This window comes from Clostridium tyrobutyricum DSM 2637 = ATCC 25755 = JCM 11008 (assembly GCF_000359585.1).
In the GTDB taxonomy this organism is placed as follows: domain Bacteria; phylum Bacillota; class Clostridia; order Clostridiales; family Clostridiaceae; genus Clostridium_B; species Clostridium_B tyrobutyricum.
In genome coordinates this window covers 41,198-64,122 of the sequence record NZ_APMH01000020.1, presented here as the reverse complement: position 1 = coordinate 64,122, position 22,925 = coordinate 41,198, and the positions used below count along the sequence as shown (strand labels likewise).

General features: G+C 31.0%; 24 protein-coding genes and 2 pseudogenes. 25 read left to right on the top strand and 1 reads right to left on the bottom strand.

Going from position 1 to position 22,925, the window contains the following annotated elements; translation table 11 throughout:
- Positions 1-86 (top strand): annotated as a pseudogene (locus J418_RS17085) (IS200/IS605 family transposase); the annotation flags it as partial.
- Between the two features lie 198 nt (positions 87-284).
- Entirely contained in the window at positions 285-1,124 is an 840-nt protein-coding gene (locus J418_RS0109675; protein ID WP_017895483.1) for a hypothetical protein, read from the top strand.
- 105 nt (positions 1,125-1,229) lie between these two features.
- Here J418_RS0109675 and J418_RS15605 read toward each other — a convergent pair whose 3' ends face one another.
- The gene (locus tag J418_RS15605; protein WP_017895482.1) at positions 1,230-2,777 is read right to left on the bottom strand and encodes a helicase-related protein; all 1,548 of its coding nucleotides are present in this window, start codon (positions 2,775-2,777) and stop codon (positions 1,230-1,232) included.
- Positions 2,778-3,234: 457 nt separating this feature from the next.
- Here J418_RS15605 and J418_RS15600 point away from each other — a divergent pair, with 457 nt between their 5' ends.
- The 23 genes and pseudogenes from J418_RS15600 to J418_RS0109540 all read left to right on the top strand — a co-directional run bounded on the left by J418_RS15600 (position 3,235) and on the right by J418_RS0109540 (position 22,841).
- A complete protein-coding gene (locus tag J418_RS15600) occupies positions 3,235-3,576 on the top strand; it encodes a hypothetical protein (RefSeq protein WP_017895481.1) in 342 nt (113 codons plus the stop codon).
- Between the two features lie 39 nt (positions 3,577-3,615).
- Positions 3,616-3,747 carry a hypothetical protein gene (locus tag J418_RS16970; protein WP_017895480.1) on the top strand — a complete coding sequence of 44 codons (132 nt, stop codon included), beginning with the start codon at positions 3,616-3,618 and terminating at the stop codon, positions 3,745-3,747.
- Positions 3,747-3,848 (top strand): annotated as a pseudogene (locus J418_RS16410) (ATPase); the annotation flags it as partial. The gene J418_RS16970 and the pseudogene J418_RS16410, both read left to right, overlap by 1 nt.
- Before the next feature lie 730 nt (positions 3,849-4,578).
- Positions 4,579-5,379, top strand: coding sequence for an MBL fold metallo-hydrolase (locus J418_RS0109645; RefSeq protein WP_017895478.1), 801 nt, complete (start codon positions 4,579-4,581; stop codon positions 5,377-5,379).
- A gap of 528 nt (positions 5,380-5,907) precedes the next feature.
- Positions 5,908-6,222, top strand: a complete 315-nt coding sequence (locus tag J418_RS0109640) for a YdcP family protein (RefSeq protein ID WP_010964748.1) — start codon at positions 5,908-5,910, stop codon at positions 6,220-6,222.
- A gap of 19 nt (positions 6,223-6,241) precedes the next feature.
- Complete coding sequence (locus tag J418_RS0109635; RefSeq protein ID WP_017895477.1) at positions 6,242-6,634, top strand: YdcP family protein; 393 nt, start codon at positions 6,242-6,244, stop codon at positions 6,632-6,634.
- Positions 6,635-6,651: 17 nt separating this feature from the next.
- Complete coding sequence (locus tag J418_RS0109630) at positions 6,652-8,019, top strand: FtsK/SpoIIIE domain-containing protein (RefSeq protein WP_017895476.1); 1,368 nt, start codon at positions 6,652-6,654, stop codon at positions 8,017-8,019.
- A 21-nt stretch (positions 8,020-8,040) separates the two neighbouring features.
- Positions 8,041-8,307, top strand: coding sequence for a hypothetical protein (locus tag J418_RS0109625; protein WP_017895475.1), 267 nt, complete (start codon positions 8,041-8,043; stop codon positions 8,305-8,307).
- Between the two features lie 186 nt (positions 8,308-8,493).
- Positions 8,494-9,048 (top strand): MT-A70 family methyltransferase, encoded by a 555-nt coding sequence (locus J418_RS0109620; RefSeq protein WP_017895474.1) that lies wholly within the window; start codon positions 8,494-8,496, stop codon positions 9,046-9,048.
- Between the two features lie 442 nt (positions 9,049-9,490).
- Positions 9,491-9,661 (top strand): hypothetical protein, encoded by a 171-nt coding sequence (locus tag J418_RS16615; RefSeq protein WP_017750486.1) that lies wholly within the window; start codon positions 9,491-9,493, stop codon positions 9,659-9,661.
- 84 nt (positions 9,662-9,745) lie between these two features.
- Positions 9,746-10,822, top strand: coding sequence for an ATPase, T2SS/T4P/T4SS family (locus J418_RS0109605; protein WP_017895473.1), 1,077 nt, complete (start codon positions 9,746-9,748; stop codon positions 10,820-10,822).
- Positions 10,791-12,275, top strand: a complete 1,485-nt coding sequence (locus J418_RS0109600) for a hypothetical protein (protein WP_017895472.1) — start codon at positions 10,791-10,793, stop codon at positions 12,273-12,275. The genes J418_RS0109605 and J418_RS0109600 overlap by 32 nt, the downstream gene beginning before the upstream one ends.
- 10 nt (positions 12,276-12,285) lie before the next feature.
- Positions 12,286-12,627 (top strand): hypothetical protein, encoded by a 342-nt coding sequence (locus J418_RS0109595; RefSeq protein WP_017895471.1) that lies wholly within the window; start codon positions 12,286-12,288, stop codon positions 12,625-12,627.
- Positions 12,628-12,755: 128 nt separating this feature from the next.
- Entirely contained in the window at positions 12,756-12,908 is a 153-nt protein-coding gene (locus J418_RS16610) for a hypothetical protein (RefSeq protein ID WP_017895469.1), read from the top strand.
- A complete protein-coding gene (locus J418_RS0109580; RefSeq protein WP_017895468.1) occupies positions 12,909-13,448 on the top strand; it encodes a hypothetical protein in 540 nt (179 codons plus the stop codon).
- A complete protein-coding gene (locus tag J418_RS0109575; RefSeq protein ID WP_017895467.1) occupies positions 13,448-13,837 on the top strand; it encodes a hypothetical protein in 390 nt (129 codons plus the stop codon). Before J418_RS0109580 ends, J418_RS0109575 begins: the two co-directional genes overlap by 1 nt.
- Before the next feature lie 23 nt (positions 13,838-13,860).
- Complete coding sequence (locus J418_RS0109570; protein ID WP_017895466.1) at positions 13,861-14,373, top strand: hypothetical protein; 513 nt, start codon at positions 13,861-13,863, stop codon at positions 14,371-14,373.
- 17 nt (positions 14,374-14,390) lie between these two features.
- Entirely contained in the window at positions 14,391-16,280 is a 1,890-nt protein-coding gene (locus J418_RS0109565; RefSeq protein WP_017895465.1) for an InlB B-repeat-containing protein, read from the top strand.
- 299 nt (positions 16,281-16,579) lie between these two features.
- Entirely contained in the window at positions 16,580-17,719 is a 1,140-nt protein-coding gene (locus tag J418_RS0109560) for a dsDNA nuclease domain-containing protein (protein WP_017895464.1), read from the top strand.
- Positions 17,719-19,404 carry a hypothetical protein gene (locus J418_RS0109555; RefSeq protein WP_017895463.1) on the top strand — a complete coding sequence of 562 codons (1,686 nt, stop codon included), beginning with the start codon at positions 17,719-17,721 and terminating at the stop codon, positions 19,402-19,404. Before J418_RS0109560 ends, J418_RS0109555 begins: the two co-directional genes overlap by 1 nt.
- 483 nt (positions 19,405-19,887) lie before the next feature.
- Complete coding sequence (locus J418_RS0109550; protein ID WP_017895462.1) at positions 19,888-21,102, top strand: hypothetical protein; 1,215 nt, start codon at positions 19,888-19,890, stop codon at positions 21,100-21,102.
- A 264-nt stretch (positions 21,103-21,366) separates the two neighbouring features.
- Positions 21,367-22,563 (top strand): MobT family relaxase, encoded by a 1,197-nt coding sequence (mobT, locus tag J418_RS0109545; RefSeq protein ID WP_017895461.1) that lies wholly within the window; start codon positions 21,367-21,369, stop codon positions 22,561-22,563.
- Positions 22,564-22,619: 56 nt separating this feature from the next.
- Entirely contained in the window at positions 22,620-22,841 is a 222-nt protein-coding gene (locus tag J418_RS0109540; RefSeq protein WP_017895460.1) for a hypothetical protein, read from the top strand.
- Positions 22,842-22,925 lie beyond the last annotated feature (84 nt).

Below are 22,925 nucleotides of genomic sequence, written 5' to 3'. Positions count from 1 at the left end.
ATATAAAAAATCAACAAAAAGAAGATATGATTTCTGACCAGATAAGTATGAAAGAATATATGAACCCTTTTAAGGGTAGCAAGTAATATAAATTGCGGCTGGCGGGATCTTCAAAAAATGCCTTAAGGCATAATGCTGGTAATGTGCCCTTGTAGGGCTTAAGAAAAACCACCAGCTAAGCTGGTGGATATTTATTATTTTTTGAATATATAAATCAATAATAATTGTGCTATAATTGGATTATAATGTAAACAACTGTCAGAATATAAGTATGGGGTGTCAAAATGCTTACTATTGAAGAATATATTGCAAGAAGAAAAAAAGAAGATAAACTTGATGAGTTTAATGTTGATGAAAGAAATGAGAATATAAAATGTTGTGTTAATTATATTTTTGAGTATTTCAATAATTATTTAAACATTACTGAGGCTGAAGAGAAAACTGTTTTGAAAGATGAAAAATTGGATAAATATCGTAAACAATTAAGAGACTATGATCAAGAAGTAAGAGAATGGCTTGTGGGAATCTGTTCAGAATATGGAAAGAAGATAAATAGAAATATTGGGAATATTTTAAAGGGTGATAAATTCTTTTTCCTCTATAATTCTGATAAAGAATTTAGAAATTTATCATATGATTGTTATTCTAAATTAATAAAAAAACTTCCCTTTATAAAAGATCAGACTGAGATGCTGTTTTTGTTTATTAAAGATTATCATAGAGTAATGAGTCAGCCGGGTGATGAGTTTAAAGAGCAATATATTTCAGATGAAATACAAGAATGGATTGAGCATACATGGGAAAGATATCAAGTTAATATATGGGCATTTGTATATCAGTGGACGGAATATTTCTGTGATAATGAGGATTTATGGCCTATTACATATAGGAAAAAGAGTATTTATAATTTTAGAAAATATGATTATGATGTAAAGCAAAAAAGTAACCTTTTTAATCTTGATTCTCTATATAGAAAAATGCCTAAAAAAGCATATACTAAAGGAAGAAAGCAGGAATTTGAAATTTTGATGATGTATTATTGGCTCCATAGCCTGGAAGGAGATGATGATGGTTATTGGGAAGAATATTTAAATAAAACTTTACCATATCTAAAGCATAAATAAATAGAAAGTATAGTAATATATAATCGCTACCAGAAAGTTTTGAAGGCAGGAGATAGAATTATGGAGGCTGTGAAAAAATTTCACACTCTCATATTAATTTATTTATTAAACTTCTTCCTTTATACGTTGAGTTAACATATTTATATAATAATCCATTCCCACATTAGTTATGTGACCTGATTGTTTCAGACCTATAATTTCGCCAAATCCTTTTAGATCGGCATTTCGTTCTGATATTTTAAATCCACTACCTAAATATGAATTTTCACACATTATTTTTAACCTTTCTTTTGCGGTAGGCTCTAATTTTTTATTTTTTGGATATGTCAAAATGCAATAGGATTGAATATTATTATTTGAACGACCTATACGGCCACGAAGTTGATGAAGCTGTGACATTCCTAACATTTGACTATTAAAAATTATCATTGTATTAGCATTCTTAACAGTTATTCCCACTTCTATAACTGTACTAGCCAATAATAAATCAATCTTTTTATCCAACATATATTCCATAGTATCATCTATTTCATTTTGTCTCATTTTTCCATGTACAATGCCAATTTTTATCCCTGGAACTAATTTTTCTATATAATCTCTTAAAGCATATAATTCATTTATATTATTATCAACTAAAAATATTTGTCCACCCCTATTCAACTCTCTTTCTATAACATATTTAATTTTATCATTATCCCAAGGATACGATTCTGTCATGGGTGCTTTTTTATTTGCTGGCGGAGTATCTATTACACTTATATCTCTGATATGCAATTTAGTAAGATTCAAAGTCCTGGGAATTGGTGTTCCTGACATAGATAATACATCTACATTAGCTGAAATTGCCTTTATTTTATCTTTTGTAGCAACGCCTAATTTCTGCTCCTCATCTATAACCATAAGACCTATATCATGATATTTGACGCATTTGGATACTACATTTTGGGTACCTATAATTATATCTATATTACCATTAGCAATATCTTTTAGTAATTGAGCTCTCTCTTTATTTCTTTTACTTGTCAATAATCCTATTTTTATATTATAGTTTTTGAAACGTTCTACAAAATCGACATAATGTTGGTGTGCCAAGATTTTTGCAGGTGCTAAAACGATTGATTGTTTTCTATTTTGCACAGCTTTAAATACTGCTCTCATTGCCAATTCCGTTTTTCCAAACCCCACGTCACCACATAAAAGTCTGTCCATAGGTTTATCTGACTCCATATCCCTTTTAATTTCCATTATGCACCTGAATTGTCCTGGAGATAATGTAAAAGGAACCTCATGTTCAAATTGTCTTTGTAGTGGTGTATCTTTTGAAAATGCAAATCCTTTTGTATTTGCTCTATTTTTATATATTTCTAGTAACTCCTTTGCTTGTTTCCTAGCTTCAGCCATTGATTTTTGCTTTTTCCTTCTCCAACTTATCTTACTTATGAGAGAATCTAACTTTGGAGGATTATTCCCAACATTACCATATTTATAAAATCCATTTAATTCTCCATCACTTACATAATATCCTCTATTGTCCTTGAACATAAAACAATGTTTAAGTTGCCCTACAAAATCCTTAATCCCCATATATATACAAATCCCATATCTACTGTTGACGTAAAATGATCCTATAACCAAATCTTCTTTTTTAACCATGTCTAAAATCTCCTTTCTGTTATAATAAAATCTATAAGAATACTGATAAATTGTATATTTTTAGTTATACTAGGTTTATATTTTTTACTTAAATTTTCAATTTAGATATCTGATTCAGCTATACTAAAGTTAGGATTGAATCGATAAGTTTTTTGACTTCTGCTGGATATTCAGGATATAACTGAATAAATTCAATAAAAAGGAATATTTCAAAATATTTACAGGAATATACAAAACTAAAATTTAGCTTGTCCTAATTGTATTATTTTCCGCAGATATAAATTTATAAATATTCTTTAGTTTATTAGATCGATATATATAATTTTACTTTCAAATTCAGTATTTTATTATGGCATACTTTAATTTTATATCACATTACAAATTATAGATTTATAAACCATACCTTGACAAGTATAACTTTTAGAGTGATGAATATTTTTCAAGGAGGGATGCAAAAGTGACAGATGAATTTACTTATAAATTCTGTCTTTATTGTGGTAAAAAATTAGAGCAGAACAATAGAGGACGAAGAAAAAAATACTGCAGTATAGAATGTAAAAGAGAGTGGGAAAAGACTCATCATAAAACCTATAATCTTCATTGTGCGTATTGCGAGAAAGAATATAAAGCTTTTACAAATAAAAATCGTAAATATTGCAGTCATGACTGCTATATAAAGGATAGGTTTTGGAGAAAAGAAGACGCTGCTGAAATCTTAAAAAATATTTCAGAAAATAAAAAAGTTGAGCATGTACCAAAATGGTTGAAAAAGTTATTGCTCTTCAATAAAGAAAAGTGAGATTCCTGAAAATTTAAATTCAGTAAGGTACAGTTATTTATGGTATATTCATACAGGGATTTAAAAGAACTGCTTAAAAAATCAAGGACAAAGGAAGAACAAGATTTTTATGCTGCTTTATCGGATTTAGTGCTTCAAAGAGAGCAAAAAAAGGTGATAGGTAAAGAGTAATGGCTACTTATACTATATTTGCAGGAGTAAATGGTGCTGGAGAAACATTGAGATATAAATCTATTTATTATGAAAAAGATGAAAATGGAGAAAGAATAAATATGATTAAATTGCATTAAAGTATCCGATTGATGCATATAAAAGCGGAGTTTAGGATGAAATGATGAAACATTTGATATATGGAATCATGAACAAAAACAGTATGTAAAAATAGTTTGCTTTTAGGTGGGTACATCTTTACGCAAAACCAATATTTTTGCATAATTTTATCGATAGCTTGTCTACTGGCATGTGGAGACTATAGTGTTGATACAACGAAAAACTATGTAGAAATCCTTAATTTTAGGCACTTCTTCAAGCATTTTGTGTTTACGAGTGAAGGGGATAAAATCCGTAATAAACAGTTAAAAAAATATATTAACGTTTCTGTGGTTATTGATCTGGAGTGTGGGAACACAAAGGAATAAATTTAGAAAATAAAGAAATACTGCCAAAAAAATAATGGGTTTACTTTAGAGGTTCAAAAGTTAAAAATTCAACAACTATTGAGTGCAATATTTTTGCACTCTCTTTATTTGGCTTTAAATAAGCCTTTAGTAGTTACTTTTACTTGAAAATATATTGACTTTTACATAGGTTTTTGCATTATAAAAAACACTTGTAGTAGTTTTATTACAAGTGCAAAAATGCTTGTGAAAATGAATGTAATTACAAGTATTGGAGCTATACCTGTTTTTAAGATATAATGATAGTGAATACTTGCAAGAAACTGTGAAGTAATGATTATTTATATAATCTGCAAATAAAATAGAAATTTGAAAGGATGATTTTATGAAACTTACTATGTTAGGGACTGGTAACGCATTAGTTACAGAGTGTTATAATACATGTTTTATACTAAATGAAAGCAATAATTATTTTATGGTAGATGGAGGTGGTGGCAGTACGGTATTAAGACAATTGAAGTATTCAGGTATAGACTGGAAAGATATTAAAAATATTTTTGTTACACACAAACATGTTGACCATTTAATGGGAATTATCTGGATGGTTCGTATGATTTGTCAGTATATGAACCAAAATGAATACGAAGGTAATGTAAATATCTATGCCCATGAAGAATTAATTGAAATCATAAAAGATATAGCAAAGAGGTTATTACAGGAAAAAGAAACAAGGTTTATCGGACAACGGTTACATTTAATTCCTGTATCGGATGGAGAAGAATGTACTATTATAGGACATAAGGTTGCTTTTTTTGATATTCATTCGAGTAAAGCAAAACAGTACGGATTTACGATGTATCTTAAAAATGATGAAAAATTAACGTGTTGTGGTGACGAACCCTATAATTATTATAACAAAGATTATGTTCAAGGAAGCAAGTGGCTATTGCACGAAGCATTTTGTCTACATTCACAAGCCGATATTTTCAAGCCTTATGAAAAACATCATTCAACAGTTAAAGATGCCTGTCAATTAGCAGAACAGTTAAACGTAGAAAATCTATTGTTATATCATACAGAAGATAAGAATATTACTAATCGTAAAAAACTTTATACAAAAGAAGGATCTGAATATTTTAGCGGTAATTTGTATATCCCAGATGATTTGGAAAATATTGATATATAGAGAACTGTTTTAAATTTCAATTTGTTTGTATGAACAAATTGAGCATAATGTGTGTCTTAATTAATTCATATTTTTCTTTTATTCTTCATTAACAAATATATAATGAGATGTAAAAAGGATGTTAATTTCAACTAATTAATATCCTTTTTCTGTTGCAGAAATTGTTGTAAAAATCCTTGTAATTTTAGATTTTGTACCTCTAAAGTAAACTCGTTACTAAAAAAGTATATCTTTTCAGTTTAAGCATTCAGAAATGAACACCTATTTTTTATGAAGAAAATTAGAAAGGATGTGATTCAGATACAAAGAAAAAATGAGGAACGTTCGCCGCCATTAAAAACTAATAGAATTTTTCTTATTCTGCTTAATTAATATTTACCTAAATGAATGGATTTTGTCAAGGGTGCGTAGCACGGAACTTTCCCTTGATAAAATACAGTTATTTAGGTATTTTTTATGAGGCAGAATAGAAAAAAGTCAGAAGTAAATTTTCTATTTTAAATATAAAAAGAAGAGAGGTAAAGAAATATGGAATTAAAATATGTAATACCAAACATGGAAAAGACATTTGGAAATTTAGAATATGCTGGTGAAGGAAATATTGAGCAAAGAAGGGTAAATGGACATAATACAATTTTATCTCGTAGTTATAATTTATACTCTGACATTCAGAGAGCAGATGATATTGTTGTCATTCTTCCAGCTGAAGCAGGAGAGAAACATTTTGAAGTTGAAAAAAGAGTAAAGCTCATTAATCCACGAATTACCGCAGAGGGTTATAAAATTGGAACTCGTGGATTTACAAATTATATTCTTCATGCAGATGACATGGTAGAAGCATAAGAAAGGAAGGTAAGTTTATATGAGATTAGCAAATGGAATTGTTATTGATAAAGAAGCCACATTCGGAAATTTAAAGTTTTCTGCTTTAAGACGTGAGGTACATTTACAAAATGAAGATGGTACGGTATCAGATGAAATAAAGGAACGAACTTACGATTTGAAATCAAGAGGGCAAGGAAGAATGATTCAAGTTAGTATCCCTGCAACTGTATCTTTAAAGGAGTTTAACTACAATGCAGAAGTTGAAATAATAAATCCTGTGGCAGATACTGTTGCTAACGCCACTTTTCAAGGTGCAGATGTAGACTGGTATATCAAGGCGGATGATATTGTTTTAAAGAAACAGGTTTCTACTGTTAGCCAAAATCATCAATCACAGGGAAACAAAAATAATAATAACAAAGTAGACTAAGAAAGGAGATATAAGCTGTGAAGTATTATATATATCGCGGCAAGAGAATTCATGTGGCTGATAAAGATCTTGTATTTCATTTTGCTGCTGCCTATTTAGTATTTATTTTTCTTCTAGTCATTCTGCTGCTTCATAGTAGAACAATTATGCGGATTGACTGGAAGAATATATCATTGTTAAACAAAGGTAAAGTTCATTTTGATATTCCATATATGATTATAAGTATAGTAATAGCATCAGCTATATGTTTGACTGTATCGGCTCTCTATTATCATTACTATATAGATTATATTAAACAATTATTCCATAGGCAAAAGCTTGCAAGAATGATACTAGAGAATAAGTGGTATGAAGCAGAGCAGGTACAGTCAAACAGTTTTTTTAAAGACATACCTTCTGGAAAGACAAAGGAAAGAATAACTCATTTTCCAAAGATGTACTATAGGCTCGAAAATGGCTTGATTCATATTCAAGTAGAAATTACATTAGGTAAATATCAAGACCAGCTCTTGCATCTTGAAAAGAAACTTGAAAGTGGTTTGTATTGTGAACTTACAGATAAGGAATTAAAAGATTCTTATGTGGAATATACACTGCTTTATGATACAATAGCAAACCGTATTTCTATAGAAGATGTACAGGCTGAACATGGAAAGTTAAGACTAATGAAGAATATTTGGTGGGAATATGATAAATTACCCCATATGCTTATTGCAGGTGGTACAGGTGGAGGAAAGAGTTATTTTATTCTTACGTTAATAGAAGCTCTGTTGTGTACTAATTCTATACTTTATGTTCTCGATCCTAAAAATTCAGATCTTGCAGACTTGGAAGCTGTTATGCCAAATGTTTATTATAAAAAGGATGATATGATTGCGTGCATTGATAAATTTTATGATGGAATGATGAAGCGTAATGAGGATATGAAACAAATGGAAGGATATAAAACAGGTGAAAATTATGCTTATTTAGGTTTGCCTGCTAATTTTCTTATTTTTGACGAATATGTTGCGTTTATGGAAATGCTGGGGAGCAAGGAAAGTAACGCAGTTCTTAATAAGTTAAAACAGCTTGTTATGCTTGGAAGACAGTCAGGATATTTTTTGATTCTTGCTTGTCAAAGACCAGATGCGAAATATCTTGGGGATGGGATTCGCGATCAGTTTAATTTTCGTGTAGCTTTAGGTCGTATGTCAGAAATGGGTTATGGAATGATGTTTGGAGAAACTGATAAAGACTTCTTCCTAAAGCAAATTAAAGGAAGGGGGTATGTAGATACAGGTACAAGTGTTATATCTGAATTTTATACTCCTCTTGTACCTAAAGGACACGATTTTTTAAATGAAATAGATAAATTGATTGTAAAAGCAGAGAAAACAGATTAACATTTGGAGGGTTTGAATTTTATGCAAGAAGTGTATTCTATTGAAAATGTTGAGGAAATTATAGGATATGATGAATACATTAAGGATTTTGAAGAGCAGGCAGCAGATTTTTGTAAAACATCTGGTACGAGAATATTACAAAGTGTTTTTTCTGAATTTACTGCTGATATGGAGTGCAGTGTTTATTTAGATTATGAACAAACAAAAGTAGGATATCCTATAAGATTTGAGTTTAATATTAACGTAGAAGAGGGACAAGTACTAGTATCTTATATTGGTTTTAGTTAAAAAAGAGTAGATGGTAGCCAAAGCAATGTACAAAGCAAAAGTTGTAGGTTCAAACTAACTGTTTTCACAAAATAGCATGATTTTTTAGATGAAATATAAACATTGATTATTAAAAATAAATAGAACAAATGAAGGTGTTTGCTTTTTTGAGTAAACACTATTTTTATTTACAGATTGGAGAAAACAATGAAATACAATATTATTTATGCTGATCCTCCTTGGCAATATAAAAGAAAAAAGGGACAGGGAGTAGCAGAAAACCATTATTCAACAATGCCTATACAGGAGTTATGTGACCTTCCAATAGATAAAATAGGCGCAGAACATTGTACACTATTTTTATGGGTTACATTTCCTCAATTAGAGGATGGGCTACGTTTAATGAAGGCATGGGGATTTATGTATAAGACAGTAGCTTTTGTATGGGTCAAATTGAATAAGAAAAGTAAGACACCATTTTGGGGTCTTGGAAATTGGACAAGATCAAATTCAGAAATATGTATTTTAGGGACAAAAGGGCATCCCAAAAGGATATCTAAAAAAGTTCATCAACTTATTTGCACTCCCATACAAGAGCATAGTAAAAAACCAGAACAAGCAAGAGAAAAAATTATAGATCTTATGGGAAATTTGCCAAGGATAGAGTTGTTTGCAAGAGAAAAAGAGAATGGATGGGATGTTTGGGGAAATGAAATTGACAATAGTATAGAGTTGACTAAAATAGCAGAGCCAATAAATTAAAGCAGGCAGAACGGCCAGGCGGCGTGCGAAGCGAAAGCCGCAGGGACGGGCTGACCTGCTTTTGGTGTGGCGATAGCCACGCCGTATATTAGCCCCCCGTATCTAACAGGGGGGCACAAATCAACAGGAAATAGGCAGTAAAATAGACAGAAATCCCACTAGTTTCAACGGGTTTCAGAAAATAAAATTAAATGTCAACTAAGGCTTAAAAGTTGACATTTAGGGACTAGTTGTTTTATTAAGTTGGAAAGGAGCTTATGAATAATAATATTTAGTTTGATACTGTGGCAAGGAGGTGAGTATTTAAATTAGCATTCATTTTATACGAGACAAACCATTTTGTATATGTAGTAAAACTAAAAAATACAATAATTAATTAAAGCAGCTTGAAAAATAGCTGCTTTTTTATTACTCAAAAATAAAGAAAGAATGAGGTATGAAAATGAAAGAAATATTTGAACAATATGGATCAGTAATTATTGCAGCAGTAGCTATCAGCGCATTAGTAGCAATTATCGTAGTGCTTTTATCAACAGATGGAGTTGTAGCAAGTTCTTTTAAAAACTTAGTTGATGAATTCTTTAAAAGAGCAGCAAGCACTATTACAGGTTAACAGCAAATAAAGTTATTAAAAAATCTATTTGAAATTAATTATTACACAAAGAGTGGATAATCTCCACTCTTGGAAAGGAGAACTATGGAACGTAGTGCAAAGTGGGAATTAGTACCTGCACATTTTGGATTGCTTTGGACATATGTTGAAGATGATAAGATCACAGACATTGACTTTAATGGTAGAGATTTATGGATTACCAATACTGATAATGAAAGAATAAAAGTGGAGGATCACGGTATAACTAAAGAATTTATTGAAAAGTTCAGTCATTATATTGCTAACAATGTAAGCAGAGCATTCAATAAGGTTGAAAATCTTTTAGAAGGCGATACAGATACACTAAGAATTAGCATTGTTCATGAATCGGCTGCAATTTCTGGAAGAACAGTTTGCATTAGAAAAACACTTCCTGCTGTAAGAATGACAAGAGAAAGCATAATAGAAGATGGTTATTGCAGCAAGGATATATTAGAGCTATTAACAAACTGTGCTAAAGCTCGTATGAATTTTGTTTTCTGTGGAGAGCCAGGAGTTGGAAAGACAGAAGGAATAAAATTCTTTTCACAGTATATTCCGAGCAATGAAAGGGTAATTACTATTGAAGATACGCCAGAGCTTCATTATCGTGAAATTAATCCAGATAAGGATTGTGTAGAGCTAATAGTATCAGAAGGATTTAGTTATACAAAGGCAATTAAAACAAGTCTTCGTCAAAATCCAAAATGGCTTATGTTATCAGAAGCGCGTTCAGTAGAAGTTAAATATTTGCTAGAGAGCCTATCCACTGGAATTAAAGGTTTTACGACTATTCATACAGATGATGCAAGAAAGATTCCAGATAGAATATTAAATATGCTTGAAAGTAGAATAGATGCGGACAGAATGGAAAATGACATTTATATGTTTATTGATGTAGGAATTTTGATACGTAAGAAGCAAATGAGAGATGGAAAGGTTCGTAGATATATAGATCAAGTATGCTTTTTTTATAGAGAGAATGGCAATAATATAATTTTTCCAATGGTACTTAATGGAGAGATTGTAAAAGAAAATATACCTAAAGCTATTATGGAGAAGTTTGAACGAATGGAAATAAAACCATTTGAAAGTGAAGGAGGTAACAATATTGAAGAAAAAAAGTGCACTAAGATATCTTAGATATAAAAATTTGACCAATGAGTTAGCTAAATATGGATATGAATATACCCTTAAAAAGGCATTTATCACTTATGGAATGATTGTGCTTATGGCTGCTATTTTCGGTCTTCTTTATAAACTGGAACTGAAATATATTGCTGCTATTGGAATTATAGGATTTCTGTTTTCTCCAATGGTTACTATACAGATTATTAAGGGTAGATACCATACAACAATGTTTTCTTTAGCTAATAGCTATATGGAGCAATTTTTATATTCTTTTAAAAGAAATGGAACTGTGCTTAGTGCATTATTAGAAACAGCTGCAATTTTTGATGAAGGAATGTTTCACGATATATTGGAAAAATCCATAGAGCATATTCAATATACAACCGATAGTGAAGATCCAGAGAGAGAAGCATTAAATATGATAGGAGAATTCTTTAACTGTGAAAGAATTGATAATATACATGACTTTGTTATTGCAGCACAAAGACGTGGTGGAGATGTAAGCGGAAGTATTACACTGCTTACAAAGAATAGAGCTATGTGGGCTGAAAGAGTATCAAATTTACAGAAAGAATTTCAGCTTGTAAAAAGAAACATAACAATTGCTTTAGTAGCAACTTTGCTTATCTGTATTTTACCTCTTTATCTATTGGGTGGAAAATTGAATATTAGTTCCATGCAATTATGTCAGATGTCAGCAGTTGTATTAATAGGAAGCTGCATGTTAATTTATGTGAAATCTGATAAAAAGCTTTGCAGAAGCTGGATTGAGAAGGAAACTAATAGTACAGGGATAGGGAAAAAATATATTCAAGTCAGAGACTATGACGAGGCAAAGGAAGCAAAAGTTAGTAAAAAAATAGCCGTGATTGCAGCAGTATTATTTATCAGTGGATTTTTATACTTTAAAAATATTGTAATTGCAGTAGTAGGAATTGTAGTTGTGCTTTTCTTTTTAAATCAACATAAAATTGGACATAACCTTGCTAAGAAAAAGGTGGCAAAAGAAATTGAAAAGCAGTTTCCTAATTGGCTCATGGAAGTTGCACTGTTATTACAGACAGATAATGTGCAGGTAGCAATTCGTAAATCCATAGATAATTCACCAGAAGTATTATTGTATGCACTTGAAAATCTTGTAGACGAGTTAGAAGAAAATCCTAATTCAATAGAACCTTATCATAGATTTTTAAAGGAATACCGCAACCCCGATGTGCAGTCAGCTATGAAGATATTATATTCACTATCAAGTGGAAATGCTGGAGATGTAACTAAGCAAGTAGAAGAATTAATTGATCGTAATAATGCACTAATGGATAAGGCAGAAAAGCTATCGCAGGAGGATAAAATAGCTGGAATGAAGGTTTATATTTTATTACCTTCTTTACTAGCTTCTTTCAAGCTTATGGTTGATATGTCATTACTCCTAGTGGTGTTTCTTAAAAACTTGAATTTTGGAATGTAGGAGGTAGATTATGAGTACTACAATTAAAACTTATGTAGGCATTTTCATATTCCTTATATCAATATTTTCTATGGCAGGAATTATGTCAGCCAGTATTGATGCTAGTAATGCAAGAGATTTTCACAACTCTGTAATAGCAGAAATAGAAGATGCTAACTTTGCACCAAGTGTTATTAATGCTTGTAAAAAACAGGCTTCAAATGCTGGATATGAATTACTGATAGATAATAACAGTGTAGTTAAAGATGAAGACGGTAAACCTACATTAATGGAAGTAATTCTAAAATATAAATATCGTATTAATTTTCTTAATGTTATGAAGACACAACAAATTAGAGGTTTTGCAAGGTAAGGAGGATGGATTAATGAAGCTTATTATGGAGCAGTTTGGAAGCAGTATTATTTATGCTATAGCAGGAAGTGGCATGGCAGCAATTTTGCTTGGATTTTTAAAGGTAATCAGTAGTTAGGAGGTACAAAATGCAGGAGATATTTGAAGAATACGGAGAGTTCATTATTGAAGCAATAAGTGGAATACTGTTTCTTAGCATTGTGGCTTATTTCTTTTTAAGTACCCCAATGGCTACAATTATACAGAAATTTATTACAAGTGTTATAGGAGGCAGTATATAGATGAAAGAAATATTTCAAGAATTTGGGACTGCTATTATTGCGATAATTACATCAATTCTTGTTATTGGAATATTGTTCATAGTATCTATTTCTGGTAAACAAGGTATTCTTGAAATTGCTGGAATACCTTTAAATAAAACAGAAATCAATTATTCTTCCTATAGTGATTTTGATTCTGTAATTACATGGCATAAGAGAACTAAACCAGAAGCAGCTTACATCACATCAAAAGGAAGGTTTTTTGAGAGTGAAAATGTTGATTTTCTGGAAAGATATTATGCTAAAGATATGGAAGGCGTAATATATCCAATGGATGATGTGATTATTAAAAAGATGTTTCCAGACATTATGTTTGGCAAGGTTTTAGATATACGAAAAGCAGATGGAACAAGTATAATAAGTTCTTATTCTAAAACAGATGGAGTTATATATTTCCCTAGTGCTGGTATTTATGAAGTTTACTTTCAGATTAGAGACAAAGAAAATTTGACAAGCATCTGGAAAATACCAATTGCAGCAGATGAAAGGAGAAGCAATTAATGAAGAATGTGTTTTTAGGATTTGGAATTACAATTTGTTCTATTATAGCTATTGTAATTGTTATGACACTTTGGGGAATAAATATTAGACAGAATGAATTAAATAATGCAGTGAATGGAGCTTTTAAGGAAACTATTGAAAATCAGTTTGACAGTAAAACCTATTCTGTAAATAGTAATGATGAACTGGTTGCTGATTTTATGGAAGCACTACTTGTGCAGATTAATTCCGATAGCACAGTTGTTGTAAATGTTCTAGATGTAGACTATCAGAAAGGCTTATTGTCTGTTGAAGTAATAGAGAAGTATAAACACCCTATTGGAACAGAGGGACAAGTATCAGTAAAACAAACAGCAATCATGGAACAGTACAAAGTTAATATAAAATAAAATTGGGAGGAGGATTTATTAAGTTGAAAAAGCAGTTAAAGAGGCTATGTAAGGAGTATAAGAAACTTATACTAGTAGTGGCTATAGTAGCAATGGCAGTCGTTTGCGTTAATGTATTTATAAGCTTGAATCCAAGAGAAAAGCCTGTGGAAGTAAATGATAGTGTTAAAAATTCAATACAAGATAACTATGTTCCAATTTCAAAAGGATGGAAGGAATCTAAAACATCCAAGGGAGATATTACATCTGTTCAGAAGACAAAGATGGACGGATTGATTGAAAGTTGGAAGAAAAGTGATATGTCAGATTCAGACTTGAAGAATAATATAATGAAATATTTGGATGAACAAGGAATTGATTATAAGGAAGTTAGCGTAACCAGTAAAGGATATACACTGTATGACAAGATACCAGAAGTAAATCTTAGAGATGGGAGTAATTTATATTCCTTTGTTGACATTTACAGCACTGGGAAACAAAATCCCAATGGAACACACAAGACAGTTTGTTATAATTGGTCAGCATTTGTATTCTAGGAAAGGAAATAAATAGAATGAAGAAAATGTGGAGAACAGGCTTGATTGGTCTGCTTTTATTTTTGTCTATATTAGGAATAACTGTTTTTAGTTCATCAACTAAAGCGGTAATGGCCAGCAGTTTTGATAATGCAGTAACATTTTATAATAACTATAATTCTGATATTGTTTTTAAAGATGGATATTTTTATTATGCTACGAAAGGAAGAGCAGCTACTGTAAATAGAAATACAACCAATTGGGGTACTATAGGTTATAGAATGAAGGTTACTACAAGTTCACAATCTACAAACATTTATTTTAATTTATCTGGCTATACAGTAGAAAGAGTAGCTGAAGTATCATCAAGCGGATATATTTATGATTTATGTAGGATAAATCTTAGTTATGTAAAGTCAAAGTTGGCACAAACAAACAGTACAGCGTACAATGAATTCATAATTAATGGTGGCTATCTGGTAGTTGATAGCTGCATGGTAACTATTAGAATTGATAATTATGGTAATCATACAAATAGCGGTTCTATGGATGATTATGGACATTTTGGGGGAAGCGTCTATACGAATTATGATGGAATAGCAAATGCTGCACCTTGGGAGAATCCTAGTTCCCTACACAGTTACTTTAATAAAACAATAAACTATGTTACTCAATTGAAATCAAGGCAGATTGTGTATGTAAGGTATCAAGAAGCTAATGGAGATTACGGAGGCTATAATGCAGTAATTAATAAAGACTATGTATATGGTGAAACTGTGAAGTGGTCAAAGCCAGAAGATGATTGTTATAATGCTGCAAGTATTTCATATACAGCAAAAGATGCAAAGACTTCGTATATTTCTGTTACAAGAAAAAAATATAATGTAAGTATAATTGCTGGTACAGGGATAGATAGCGTTTTAGGTGGAGGCAGTTATTATTATGGTGCAAGTGCTACAGTCGATGCAAATGTGAAAACAGGATATACTTGGACGAGCTGGAGTGGTACTTATAATTCTAATAATAAAAAATATACCTTTACTGTAACTGGAAATGTAGGTCTAAAGGCAAATGCAGAAGCAAATACCTATTATATTGTGTTTCATTCAAATGGTGGTAGTGGGGCTATGGAAACATTGACCTGCAAGTATGATATGACGTACACTTTACCAGCAATGAGCTTTGTTCCACCAGTTCACCCTAATACCTATCTAGGATGGGATACAGACCCGAATGCTTTTTCAGCTAGTTTTATGGAAAGGCAGGAAATCAAGAATCTGACAAGTATAAATGGATATACCTTCAATTTTTATGCAATATGGGATTATGCACCAGATTTAACCGCTTATGACCGTTACTTTACTTTGTATGAAGCTCAAACAGGTGTAATTACAGAATCAGAGCTTTTAAGAACAGTAAAATCCATTGATAGAGAAGATGGAACAACACAGGTTAGAGTTAAAAACTATTCATCTTCAATGTTTACTAGTTTTACAAGCGCTGGCGAAGCTACTATAACATATATAACTACAGATAGCAGAAACAATACAACGGAAAAACAGATAAAAGTTGCTATAGTTGATACAGAAGCAACTAAGGAAGGACCTATGGATTTTGATGGAGTAAAAAAATACGTAAGGTTTATTAGTACTAAGTATTATCTAGAAGATTATGAAAATGGAGGTTTGGAAGCTACTTCAAAGTGGAGAAGTGATTCAAACTATAAAAGTACATTATCCGCAGCTATTAATAATGTTAAAGGTAAAAATGGTGATTGGTCACATGTAGTGCAGACATGGGAATTCAACGAAGATGATATTTCTTTAGGTAAACAATATGTGACTAAAAACGGTATGGGAAATTCTAAAGGTGGAAACGAATTAGAAGGGTTTTTAAGAAGTTTTAGCAAGGATATCATTAAAAAATAGTACTAAAAAATCTATATTTTTTAAGATAAAGAAAAATAATATAGTAATTTAACTTTTAAAATGTAAATAAAATCCGAGAGTAGAATCCCGGATTTTTCACTTTTTTCTACAAATCATGAAGGATAATATAACTATATGTAGAATTATAATTTATTAAAGGAATTAATAGGAAATAGTTTGTTATGTATTTAATGGAAAGCTAAATAAAAAAACGGAACGAACAAACTGGTCGCAAGAGCATAGAAAACTTCAATTAGAGATTATGGAATTATTATATCCTTATAAGGGAGATGTAAAAAATGGTAGCTAAAACATCAGCACAGTCCACCTCGCCTGGCAGTTCTAAGGTAGTATCAAAAAATAAGAAAATAAAAGATATAGCGGTTGATACTAGTTCTGGTAGTATGGCGTATAATCGCTTTGAGATGCAAGTAAGCCAGACTCTTCACATGGCAATTGAACTTTTTGATAGCTTGGATTACTTATTAGTATTGGATTATTATGATGATATTGCTTTGTTTGATGATGAAAAGAAACCGGAAGTAGTAAGCTATTATCAGATGAAAACCAATGAAGAATCAATTAGTATTAGTACAGCGATTTCAGAAGATTGGTTAGTTAAAATGTATGCACAGTTGGAGCATCCCGAGTGGTTAGTAAAGGAACTTGGACTTATAACTAATTGTCCATTAAAAGTGACTGTTAAGATTAATGGAGCTGATGGTAAAAACAAAAACCAAACAAAAACATATACAGCTGAAAAAACGCCTTTTAGCAAATTCAATCCTATTACAATTGATAAAATAAAGCATGATATTGCACAGAAAAAAGGAATTAGCCCTGAAGATGTTGATTTGACTAAATTTGTTCACATACGGACAACACTTTCTATTCCTAAACATCATGAAATTGTTGAGCAGGAGTTGGGTGACTTCTTACATAAAAAATATCCGCGTATTACAATGGATGTAGTTAAGACAATTTTCGGAGCTATGTTGGACATTCTCACAAAGAGACAACAATATGAGTTACTAGCAGAGAATGCACTTTATAATGAAGTGCGTGAAAAAAAAGGTATTACAAAGTGTGATTTTTCTCGTGTAATTGAAGAAGCAATTGTGATATCTATTCCGCCATTTGATGAAATACAGAGGGTTGCAGGTTTATCAGATGATGATAAATACAAAGCATCATTTGAGTATACAAAAATAATGAGTGATTCTCAGTCAAAAATAGAATCTTTTTCAAACATATTTATTAAGATTAGGAAACTGTGTTCTAATTATCGGAAAAATTCGGATGAATGTGTATGGCAATATGTCAATAGATTGTGTGATCGACTGTACAAAGATAACTTTATTATAGAATCAATATATAATCGTATGTATATTTGTATCTTAACGATCTGTATTTTGATTAATGAAATGAGGCGGGTATAATGAATGAAATGTATTTTAAAAATATTTTAATTTCTGATATACAGGCACAAACTGCTCGTTTTCAGGAGTTTTCTAAAGGATTCAATGTAATTACTAGTCATGATAATCATGTCGGAAAATCATCCCTGTTGAAATCAATTTATTATACACTTGGAACAGAGGTGGACTATGATCCTGTTTGGGACAAGAGAACAAAACTATATGCTGTTACGATTTGCGTGAATGGTATTGATTACAGAGTTGCGAGATTTCAAAAGAGTTTTGCAGTTTTTAAAGGAACAGAACTTGTATTGCTGACTCGGAGTGTTACTCATGGTTTGGCAAAAAAATATGAAGAGCTGTTTTCTTTTGCAGTTTACCTTCCCAATAAAAATACGAAAAAAATAGAGATGGCGCCACCAGCTTTTTCTTTTATGCCATATTATATAGATCAAGATAAGGGTTGGAGCGGATTATATAATAGTTTTGCAAGTATTGATCAATATAAGCAAAATGACAGAATTAAATCTTTATATTACCATTTGAATATCTACACTAAATATACTGTGGAGCTGATGGCACAAAGAGATCAAATAAAAGATGAAATTGAAAAGTTAAAAAAAGAGGAAGAACGTATTCGTATTACACTAGAATCTCTTTCTCAAGAAACACAAAATTTGCTTCCAGCAGAAACATTAGAAGACTTGGAACGTAATTTACAAATACCTAAAGAACAGATAGCAAAACTGGTAAAAAAAGCAGGTGAAGTTAGAAACAAAATTCAGTCGTTGGAAATAACTTTTAATCAACACGAGCATCAGTTACAGGTAATAAAGGAGTATAAGAATATAAAGACTGATGTAGGCAATACTGATCGGAAAATATTGCATACTTGTCCTCAATGCGGTTATACCTTTGATGAAGAAATTTATAAAATTGTTCGTTCAAATTACAATATTCAGAACGAGGATTATATGTGTCAACAAATTCAGCTGATTATTGATTCCATTGTAGAAGAACTTGATAGGCATAAAAATCAGTATGTTGAATTGATGGCGGCCTTGGAAGAACAGGAGAATGTTTTTGATGAATCACAGGATGCTTACAAAGTGTATGTTAGGCAACGTGGATTAAAAGATTCACTAACTCACTTTAGTCAACAGTTGAGTTATAATTCGTTGAAACAGTCTGAATATACTGATGCAATAAAGAATATTAACAAGGAACTTCGAAAATTGCCTAATAAAAAGGAAGTGGAAGAAAAATATATTGAATATGTACGCTTAAATATTATTAGTTTAGATGCATGGAATGCTGCTTATGATGGTAATATCAAATTGCTTAAGCCTATGAAGGCACAAGGTACTTTAGAGAACAAAATAATACTGGCACAGTTTGTTGGATTGTTCCAGACAATGGAATACTTTAAGAGCAGTGCTATTCGATTTCCATTTGTAGTAGATTCGCCTAGAGCTAAAGAAGCTAGCAACAGCAGTAGTAAAGATATTCTGAAACTTATTTCTGAAGTTGATATGCTACCCCAAGTTATTTTGGCAACAATGGACTATTCAGATTTTGGATCTGAGATATCACATAAAGCAAAAATTACAATTCTCACTGAGAAACGTAAACTTTTAAATAAAGAGAATTATGAAAGTCATAAGGATTTTATAAATCAACTATTTGAACTTTTGAAGAATGTATGATAGACAAAATTTCTTTGACATAGAATATACTTAAATTTGCTATGTTTTACAAGTTGCCATGTATACAAATAATGTGTAACTGTTATTGGACATTAGGTAAGGCTAATAATTCATATTTGAACCGTTAATATATTTGGTACAAGTCCTAATGTTTATTATGGACTATATTTTGAGAAGCACTGAATTTCTTATTATTCATATTAAAGGACCTATCAGTCAAGAATATTCTTTATTCTATAGTTCAGATGGTGTGGTAAATTATTATAAAACTTTTTATGATTAATTGCAGTGATTTACGAAGTAAAAGTACATCAACAGAGGTATAATTTTTTATATTTCTAAATATTGTCGTATACTATATACAAGCACCTCAACTTTGATTAGTTTATGAAATATTATAATCAAAAATAATCTTGAAATTTACAAAATGTAGATAATATCAGCTATTGCAAAGTAGAGGTATTCTCAAATGTGGAGGTTAGTATGTCAGAAAAGTTATTAATAGCAAAATATAAAGATGGTCTTATTAAATATTCTGAATATCAAAGGTCAATTCATGAAGGAAAATTATATTGTCCATTTTGTGATCCAGCAATTAGAGTAACTTATAACATAAAGGGATTCTTTATGGCATGGAAAAATGAGGGTGGGCATAATTGCGGCAAAGCAAGAGAACAAGCTAAGTATCTTGACCCAGACTGGAAAGGTAGAAAATTAGTAGAAATTTCTCGTAATCAAGAAGGTGATTTAGAAATAACGATTGATATTAATACCCTAGTATATCCTAAAAGAAAAAGTATAACAGGCGGAGAAGATAACACTGATGGTTCACCCGATAAGAAAGAACATGATACTTTTCCAATTTATAAAGAAAGAGAAGAAGTTTTTAGAGATGTAGTAAGAAGTGTGTACCAAATGAAGCGGATTTTAGAGAATAATACGCAGGAATTTTTAAGAGGTCTCAATTTCAAATTTAGGACAAGTGATGGTGTACTTTCTTTAAATGATGCAGTGATAAAGATGCATGAGTTAAATTGTAATGTTGTCGGAAAATCAAGATTTGTTATGTTTATGGTAAACAATGTTATAGTAAATAATGGAGTAATATATATTAATGCTTATAGTGCAAAGGGGATTAATTTATCAGCTAAAATAAGGTACCCATATAACAAAAATCCATTTAAGAAGTTGGAGGGTGAATACGGTATTGCCTATGGTAAGATTACGTATTCAGATAAGTCTAGTAAATACTTTGTAACTCTAACAAATGATTTTCAAATAAGAAAATTAAAAGAGGATGTTGGTGCTGAATTTTTTGATAATATAGAGTTTGAGAAATACAATTATAAAGCATTTGTTAAGCCAGAAGAAAATACTAAGATTATAAATGATAAAGAAAATGAAGTTTTAAAGAGCAAGGAGAATGATACAGTAAGGCAAACAATGAATAGGCCTACAACTAACAACATTAAGGTAGAAAGGCAAGATAATTATACTCAAAAAAGCATCGTGGTTAATGAAAATATTGACAAGCTTGAACCTAATAGATTAAATGAAGTCAAAATTAAGCAACCAGAAAGAATAGAACATAGGCCGTCCTACAAAAAAGATGAATTACCGGTTGTAAATTTGGATGTAGATTCAGGTGGTATGTTTTCAACAGTAAAGAAATTTTTTAGAAATCTTATTGGCAAATAATTAATAGTAATGGGTAGGAATCGCAATTATACCAGAAGTAAAATCAAAAGGTATAATTTTGAGATATGATGTATTTGGAATAGAGTTTTGTGTATAATTAGCAAAAAATGAACTATTTATATAATAAAGGCCAAGAAAAAAATCTTGGCCTATTTTTTATGCAAATTTTTATTGATGTATAAAAATAGACAATATTAAAAATAAGGCGTATGTCAGCTAATTATTAAAAGTTGATATGCGCTTTTTTGATTGGAGGAATTTTTATTGGAAGAAAGCTCATGGGTAAAAGAATTGAAAGAAAAGAGGGGTGAATATGGTATTTCACAAAATAAGCTTGCGGTAGCTGCTGGTATTACAAGGCAGTATTTAAGTGACATTGAAACTGGTAAGGTTAGGCCATCCGCAGAGCTTCAAGTATCTATTTCAAAAGCATTAGAACGGTTCAATCCGGATTCGCCATTAGAAATGCTATTTGACTATGTTAGGATTCGTTTCCCAACACTTGATGTTAAGCACATTGTAGAAAGTGTTTTGAGGCTTAAACTGTCCTATATGCTTCATGAGGATTATGGATTCTATTCTTATTCAGAACATTATTGCATGGGTGATATTTTTGTACTTGTATCTGGTGAAGAAGAAAAAGGTGTGCTTGTAGAGATGAAAGGCCGTGGTTGTCGTCAATTTGAAAATTATCTTCTGGCACAAGAGAGAAGCTGGTATGAATTTTTTATGGATGCATTGGTAGAGGGTGGAGTAATGAAACGGCTTGACATTGCTATAAATGATAAGGTTGGAATTTTAAATATTCCTAATCTCACAGAAAAATGCAGAAATGAAGAATGCATTTCAGTTTTTCGTAGTTTTAAGAATTATAGAAGTGGTGAGCTTGTACGCAGAGATGAAAAGGAATGTATGGGAAATACCCTGTATATTGGTTCACTACAAAGTGAGGTTTATTTTTGTATTTATGAAAAAGATTATGAACAGTATAAGAAAAACAATATTCCAATAGAAGATGCAGAAGTAAAAAATCGTTTTGAAATAAGACTTAAAAATAAAAGAGCTTATTATGCACTTAAAGATTTGATGTTTTATGACAATCCAGAGAGCACAGCTTTTAAAATTATCAACAGATATGTTCGTTTTGTGGATAAAGATGATGATAAGCCGCGTAGTGATTGGAAATTGAATAATGAATGGGCCTGGTTTATAGGAGAAAATAGAGACTCCATGAAGCTTACTACTAAACCAGAGCCTTATTCATTTAGAAGAACTTTAAATTGGCTTTCTCGCCAAGTTGCTCCTACTTTGAAAATGGCTATGAAGCTTGATGAAATTAATAATACAAAGTTTATAAATGAGATTATCACCAATGCAAAGCTGAAAGAAAGACATGAGAAGATTTTAAAGCAGCAGGCAGCTACAGCTAAGGAGGTGATAACAGGTCCTGTTCTAAAGTAAGAGAGGATTATAGGTTGCCTTTATAAACCTAAATATATTATATGAGGAGATAATTTATGAATTTTGGACAAAATTTATACAATTGGTTTTTATCAAATGCACAGTCTTTAGTTCTTATGGCAATTGTTTTTATTGGAGTTTACTTAGGATTTAAGAGAGAGTTCTCAAAACTTATAGGCTTTTTAGTTATAGCTTTAATTGCTGTTGGACTTGTATTTAATGCAGCAGGTGTTAAAGATATTCTATTACAATTGTTCAACAAAATTATAGGAGCATAACAAATTATTTTTTATTAAATCAGTGAATCTATTTAGATTTGCTGTTTTTTTTATGCTTAATTTTAGAAAGGATGTGGGTTTTAT

What these genes read in the sequence shown, in the direction of transcription:
- J418_RS0109675 (WP_017895483.1), top strand. Translation starts at nt 285, where the DNA reads ATGCTTACTATTGAAGAATATATTGCAAGAAGAAAAAAAGAAGATAAA.
- J418_RS15605 (WP_017895482.1), bottom strand. Translation starts at nt 2,777, where the DNA reads ATGGTTAAAAAAGAAGATTTGGTTATAGGATCATTTTACGTCAACAGT.
- J418_RS16970 (WP_017895480.1), top strand. Translation starts at nt 3,616, where the DNA reads ATGGTATATTCATACAGGGATTTAAAAGAACTGCTTAAAAAATCAAGG.
- J418_RS0109645 (WP_017895478.1), top strand. Translation starts at nt 4,579, where the DNA reads ATGAAACTTACTATGTTAGGGACTGGTAACGCATTAGTTACAGAGTGT.
- J418_RS0109640 (WP_010964748.1), top strand. Translation starts at nt 5,908, where the DNA reads ATGGAATTAAAATATGTAATACCAAACATGGAAAAGACATTTGGAAAT.
- J418_RS0109635 (WP_017895477.1), top strand. Translation starts at nt 6,242, where the DNA reads ATGAGATTAGCAAATGGAATTGTTATTGATAAAGAAGCCACATTCGGA.
- J418_RS0109625 (WP_017895475.1), top strand. Translation starts at nt 8,041, where the DNA reads ATGCAAGAAGTGTATTCTATTGAAAATGTTGAGGAAATTATAGGATAT.
- J418_RS0109620 (WP_017895474.1), top strand. Translation starts at nt 8,494, where the DNA reads ATGAAATACAATATTATTTATGCTGATCCTCCTTGGCAATATAAAAGA.
- J418_RS16615 (WP_017750486.1), top strand. Translation starts at nt 9,491, where the DNA reads ATGAAAGAAATATTTGAACAATATGGATCAGTAATTATTGCAGCAGTA.
- J418_RS0109605 (WP_017895473.1), top strand. Translation starts at nt 9,746, where the DNA reads ATGGAACGTAGTGCAAAGTGGGAATTAGTACCTGCACATTTTGGATTG.
- J418_RS0109595 (WP_017895471.1), top strand. Translation starts at nt 12,286, where the DNA reads ATGAGTACTACAATTAAAACTTATGTAGGCATTTTCATATTCCTTATA.
- J418_RS16610 (WP_017895469.1), top strand. Translation starts at nt 12,756, where the DNA reads ATGCAGGAGATATTTGAAGAATACGGAGAGTTCATTATTGAAGCAATA.
- J418_RS0109580 (WP_017895468.1), top strand. Translation starts at nt 12,909, where the DNA reads ATGAAAGAAATATTTCAAGAATTTGGGACTGCTATTATTGCGATAATT.
- J418_RS0109575 (WP_017895467.1), top strand. Translation starts at nt 13,448, where the DNA reads ATGAAGAATGTGTTTTTAGGATTTGGAATTACAATTTGTTCTATTATA.
- J418_RS0109565 (WP_017895465.1), top strand. Translation starts at nt 14,391, where the DNA reads ATGAAGAAAATGTGGAGAACAGGCTTGATTGGTCTGCTTTTATTTTTG.
- J418_RS0109560 (WP_017895464.1), top strand. Translation starts at nt 16,580, where the DNA reads ATGGTAGCTAAAACATCAGCACAGTCCACCTCGCCTGGCAGTTCTAAG.
- J418_RS0109555 (WP_017895463.1), top strand. Translation starts at nt 17,719, where the DNA reads ATGAATGAAATGTATTTTAAAAATATTTTAATTTCTGATATACAGGCA.
- J418_RS0109550 (WP_017895462.1), top strand. Translation starts at nt 19,888, where the DNA reads ATGTCAGAAAAGTTATTAATAGCAAAATATAAAGATGGTCTTATTAAA.
- J418_RS0109540 (WP_017895460.1), top strand. Translation starts at nt 22,620, where the DNA reads ATGAATTTTGGACAAAATTTATACAATTGGTTTTTATCAAATGCACAG.